A 2,983-nucleotide genomic window follows, 5' to 3' on the forward strand; every position below is an offset into this window, starting at 1 on the left:
GTTGAGCTTGAAATTGGGGTAGATACTAGCCCCATTACCGAATAACTCTCGTGCCGTAGGAAGCCGAGTTGCATTTTCGTAGGAGAGCTTTAGCGAAATCTCTTTGGCAAAGGTGACACGTGCCCCCAAACCATACCCTATATTATTGCGAACCACTTTACGCTCCACATCACGAACTCCAGTAATCCAATACATATCCTCTTGCTCAATAGAAGATTGGAGGATATAATCCTTCAAAAAGAGGGTGGAATTGATCCTATCGCCCCACCAGTAACTACTGTACGAAAGTCCTATAATATGGCGTGCTAAGAAGTCACTTGTCGGGATAAAGTCCTCATCATAGCTGTCACTCCTATTATTATGATTGGCGGTTAAGGTGTAATTTAGGTTGAGTGTACTCGCATTCGTCAGTCGATATGAAAGATTACCTCTTACCACAGTGGTAGGTCGTTTAATGTGGCGGAGCATTTTGCCGCGTTGAGTGATCTCACTCCTATTGGACTCCAAGAACGAACCATCCCAAAAGTACTTTCTAAAGGTGGTATCAGCAAAAAGGACATGGTCCAAAGTATGAGAGGCAAATAGTTTTGCCGTCAACCCCTTCACCAATAAATTCCTCTTGCTATAGTTAAGAGAAACTCTAAGGGCATCTCGGTACCTCTCAGCAGCACCAATCACCAGTTTTTGGCTCAAACCAGTTTGAATCTCACTCTTGCTATTGGCATAGTAGACGCCGATGAGTGCTTCATCCGCCCATTTAGTTTGAGTGAATCCAGCTTGTATTTCTCCGTTGATAGAGCGGTAGCCATCGTGAAATCTTCGGTAGTCACCAGCTTGGTATTCATTGGCCTCTGGATTCCACACATCCACCCCACGCATCATATAGTTATTACGAGTAGAGGTGAGACTACCATTACCACGGACGGTAAAGCCATTGCTTTTCACCCTGTATTCTCCACTAAGGTTAGCACCATAAGTGTGGAAAGAACCCCCGTTGATGGAGGCCTCAAGATAGTTCTTATTCTCCTTGCGGGTGATGATGTTGACTGCACCGCCGAGGGCATCTAGACCTAGCTCGGGAGGAACCACTCCTTTGTAGATCTCCACTCTATCAATAATATTAATTGGGAGATTAGCCACGTTGGAGCCACTGCCGAGAGAGGTAAGTGGTACCCCATCGATGAAGTATCTAATAGCATTGCCACTTAGTCCCGTCAAGGTGAGATCGAAGTTGGAGCCGATACCTCCTTCCTCTCTAATCCTCACCCCGCTGGTCTGTCCCAATAGGTTGTTTAAGCTGTTGTTGGAGGCGGCGTATGGGCGGACATTGAGGCTTTTTGCAGCGTAGACCCCCTCTTGTATCTGCTTGCTGTAGTCGGGACCTACCACCAATACCTCTCCTAGTTGCTTATAATCCTCCTTTAATTGAATGGTTACAGAGCTATTCTTGGGGAGGTTCACCCTTTTGTGTGTGGTTTTATAGCCGAGTAGCGAGGCACGGAGTAGGTAGCTGCCCGACTTCAAGTTGAGCGAGAAGCTACCAGTCTGATCGGCTGCTGCTACATTGCCTTTGCCTTCTATGGCAATCACTGCGTAAGGTAGTGGATGATTTTTTTCATCCACTACCTTTCCATTTATCTGGTAAGTCTGAGCGGTGGCTATAGTAGCAGTCAGAACTAGGATAAGCGTAAGAAATAGTCTATTAATCATCAGCGTGCATCTTTTCACCTGTTACCTCATAGACTTTTTTCTTCTCACCAATGAGCAATCTTCTATATTGAGAGTAGAAGTCTATTTTGTCGTTGAGGATCTGTTGTAGCTCAGGTAGTTCGCCTAGTCCTTCGAGCCTTAGTTCTACCTCAAATCCCGCCTTGGTTAAGTTTTCCTTCCAATCCTCGGCGATATCCTCCTTGGCATGCTCCCCAGCCACAATCATAAGAGGACGAAGTACCACCTTCTTTAGTCCTGTAGCCTTAAGCCTTTGAAGTGCTTGCTCGTAGTAAGGGTAGCCCTCTACGCAGCCGATGATCACATTAGGGTGCCCACTTAACATCAGCATGTGGTCCAGCATCGCGTATTGTGCCGTAGCCACATCGTAGGTGCCGTGACCTACCCAAATAGTTGCCACATCAGGTTGGCTATCAGCCGTGATAAGCTTGATTAGCTTTTCGTAGTCTGCTTCGTGGAATAGTAGCGGAGTTGCCACTCTTATCTTCTTAAAGTTAAAGGGTAGGTGGGCTACTTCACGGATTACCGAGGTGACCTCTACGCCATTGGTAATAGAAGTGGAGATCACTAGCACATGGGTATAACCTTCATTGTGTAGTTGCTGTAGGGCCTCAGTAGGATTGAGTTTGATGATCCCCTTATTATCCTTTAGTCGCTTGATGATGATACGAGAGGTATAGGCTTCACGTACCTCAAGGTTGGGGTGACGCTCCTTAACTGCCTTATTAATGGCATCAAGTGTCACAGCTCTGGTATCATCGTGTGTGGTACCGAAGTGTGTGATTAAGATGGCCCCTTTATCGCCCTCCTGTAAATTTTCAAATAGAGGGTCCTCAATAAACACCTTGTTTTGAGCACTCACCTGCTGATGGCATAGCATAGAGATAAGAACTGCCATAGTCCCTAGCAATAATTTCCTCATAAGTCTGAAATGGTTTCCGACATCAATATAACAGCACTCTGCACCCCGGAGCACCACAATACACACTATGATATGGCAGGTTTCCTGACTTGCTTTACTTTGGAATACCTTCCCACCTTATGAGGTAGTGGTAAATAAATACGAATATCCAAAGCTTATTTCAAAGCTTACAGTAGCGGGCACTGCTCCAGACTTTCACTGGATTCCCTTTTATAGGCTATCTAAAGAGTAGGATAACCTATCACCATATCTGTTTATCTACCTACAAAGATAGTAATATTTAGGGTACTTAACAAATATTGGGAAAGGTTTGGGGTGCCTGTGGCGGAGGGG

The 2,983-nt window shown here is 45.6% G+C and carries 2 protein-coding genes and 1 riboswitch; both genes read right to left on the reverse strand.

The features are described from left to right. A partial coding sequence (locus QVO39_RS05200) for a carboxypeptidase-like regulatory domain-containing protein (protein WP_288171798.1) occupies positions 1-1,710 on the reverse strand: 1,710 nt, incomplete at its 3' end. Beyond that, positions 1,703-2,650, reverse strand: a complete 948-nt coding sequence (locus QVO39_RS05205; RefSeq protein ID WP_040575784.1) for a sirohydrochlorin cobaltochelatase — start codon at positions 2,648-2,650, stop codon at positions 1,703-1,705. The genes QVO39_RS05200 and QVO39_RS05205, both read right to left, overlap by 8 nt. 57 nt (positions 2,651-2,707) lie before the next feature. Beyond that, a riboswitch (cobalamin riboswitch) is annotated at positions 2,708-2,909 on the reverse strand. Positions 2,910-2,983: the final 74 nt, after the last annotated feature.

Source organism: Porphyromonas sp. CAG:1061, from assembly GCF_000435035.1.
GTDB lineage: Bacteria > Bacteroidota > Bacteroidia > Bacteroidales > Porphyromonadaceae > Porphyromonas_A > Porphyromonas_A somerae.

Coding starts and splice junctions, on each gene's coding strand:
- QVO39_RS05205 (WP_040575784.1), bottom strand. CDS start 2,650: ATGAGGAAATTATTGCTAGGGACTATGGCAGTTCTTATCTCTATGCTA.